This is a genomic window from Neisseria sp. P0021.S005 (genome assembly GCF_051956955.1).
Window position 1 is genome coordinate 1 of the sequence record NZ_JBQCWY010000632.1, and the last position, 1,786, is coordinate 1,786.

General features: G+C 49.5%; 2 protein-coding genes. Both read right to left on the minus strand.

Features of this window, described 5'->3' with window-relative positions:
• Positions 1-177 precede the first annotated feature (177 nt).
• The gene (rlmH, locus tag ACTHUE_RS17705) at positions 178-648 is read right to left on the minus strand and encodes a 23S rRNA (pseudouridine(1915)-N(3))-methyltransferase RlmH (RefSeq protein WP_036493712.1); all 471 of its coding nucleotides are present in this window, start codon (positions 646-648) and stop codon (positions 178-180) included.
• Positions 649-809: 161 nt separating this feature from the next.
• Complete coding sequence (gene pyrH / locus ACTHUE_RS17710; protein WP_003708812.1) at positions 810-1,529, minus strand: UMP kinase; 720 nt, start codon at positions 1,527-1,529, stop codon at positions 810-812.
• Between the last annotated feature and the right edge of the window lie 257 nt (positions 1,530-1,786).

The window sequence follows — 1,786 nt, forward strand, 5'->3', positions numbered from 1 at the left end:
AATTTGAGGAAGTCTTGACGGAAATCGGACATTTGGGTTCTCCCGAAAGATGTTGATTTATCAAAGAAACGATTATAAAGGATTCATGCGGAAAAATCAGGCCGTCTGAAAGCAGGTTCAACCCCGCTTTTAACCGACAAGGCGGCATTACCGTTTTATCCCAGCAATCAAAACAGATTATTCCCGATGATACGGATGATTGTGCAAAATCGAAACGGCGCGATAAAGCTGCTCGGTCAGCAAAACACGCACCATGCCGTGCGGCAGGGTCAGGCTGGAAAGGCGCATCATCATGTTTGCCTGCTGTTTCAATCGGTCGGTCATGCCGTCTGCACCGCCGATAATAAAGCAGACGTGTTCGCCGTTTTGCTGCCAGCTTTTCAAGTGTTGCGCCAATTCGACCGAAGTCGGCGCTTTGCCGCGCTCGTCCAATACCACCAAAAACGCGCCCTGCGGTATGGCTTCCAACAGGCGTTTTTCTTCAGCCGCCATGCCCTGAGCCGCATTCACACCCGCACCGCGTTTTTCGGGCTTGATTTCTTTCAGCGCATAATTGACATCGCGCCCGAAGCGTTTGGCGTACTCGCCGACGGCTTCATCCACCCAACGCGGCATTTTCGTGCCTACAGCCAAGACGGTGATATTCATGGAGTATCCTTTGTTATCGAATTGTCGGTTGGGCATTATGGTCAAGCAGGTTCTCGACTTTTTCAAACCATGAGCCAATACCCGCGCAACCGACTGAAAATAAAAGGCCGTCTGAAAGCCGAATGTATCCCGTTCGGCTGTTTCAGACGGCCTTTCAATGATTAGCAGTGAACCAGTGTACCTTCGTTTTCGCCGGTTACCACGCGTTTGAGCGAGCCTTCTTTAGCAATGCCGAAGACCACGATATTGAGTTTGCGTTCGCGGCAGAGGGCGAAGGCAGTGGCATCCATCACTTTGAGATTTTTTAACAAGGCTTCGTCAAAAGTAATGGTTTCATAGCGTGTTGCAGATGGGTCTTTTTTCGGGTCCGCGGTGTACACGCCGTCAACGTTGGTGGCTTTGAGCATCACATCGCAGTTCATTTCCGCACCGCGTAATGCGGCAGCAGTGTCGGTCGTAAAGAATGGGTTACCGGTACCGGCGGCGAAAATCACGACTTTGCCTTCTTCCAAATATTGAATGGCTTTAGGACGGGCGTAAGTTTCAGCGATTTGCTGCATAGACAGTGCGGATTGAACACGCGCTTTGATGCCCAAAGTTTCAAATGCGTCTTTGAGTGCCAACGCGTTCATCACGGTTGCCATCATACCCATGTAGTCGGCAGTGGCGCGATCCATGCTGCCTGCTTGTGCAGATACGCCGCGGAAAATGTTACCGCCGCCGACAACGATACCGACTTGCACGCCCATTCTCACGATTTCGGCAATTTCGCCGACAGTTTGAACGATGGTATCGTGATTGATGCCGAATGGATCGGAACCCATCAGAGATTCGCCGGAGAGTTTCAGTAATACGCGTTTGTATTTGATTTGCTGTGTCATGGGATACCTTGCTTTCTTGAATGTCGTCGGTCGGAGTTTGGGTCGTCTGAATTTTCAAACGGTCGGATTACAATGATATGGTGTGTCGTTCTATTATTGTTTTGGTTTTCAGACTGCCTTTATATTCGGTCGTCTTAAAATAGGTACCGTAAACGGTTTTCTCAAAAAAAAGCACCCTGATTCGTTTGGAATCTAGGTGCTTTCTTTTTCATAAGTGCCTTACACTTTAGCAGCGGCAGCAACTTCGGCTGCGTAGT

Coding starts and splice junctions, on each gene's coding strand:
- pyrH (WP_003708812.1), bottom strand. CDS start 1,529: ATGACACAGCAAATCAAATACAAACGCGTATTACTGAAACTCTCCGGC.
- rlmH (WP_036493712.1), bottom strand. CDS start 648: ATGAATATCACCGTCTTGGCTGTAGGCACGAAAATGCCGCGTTGGGTG.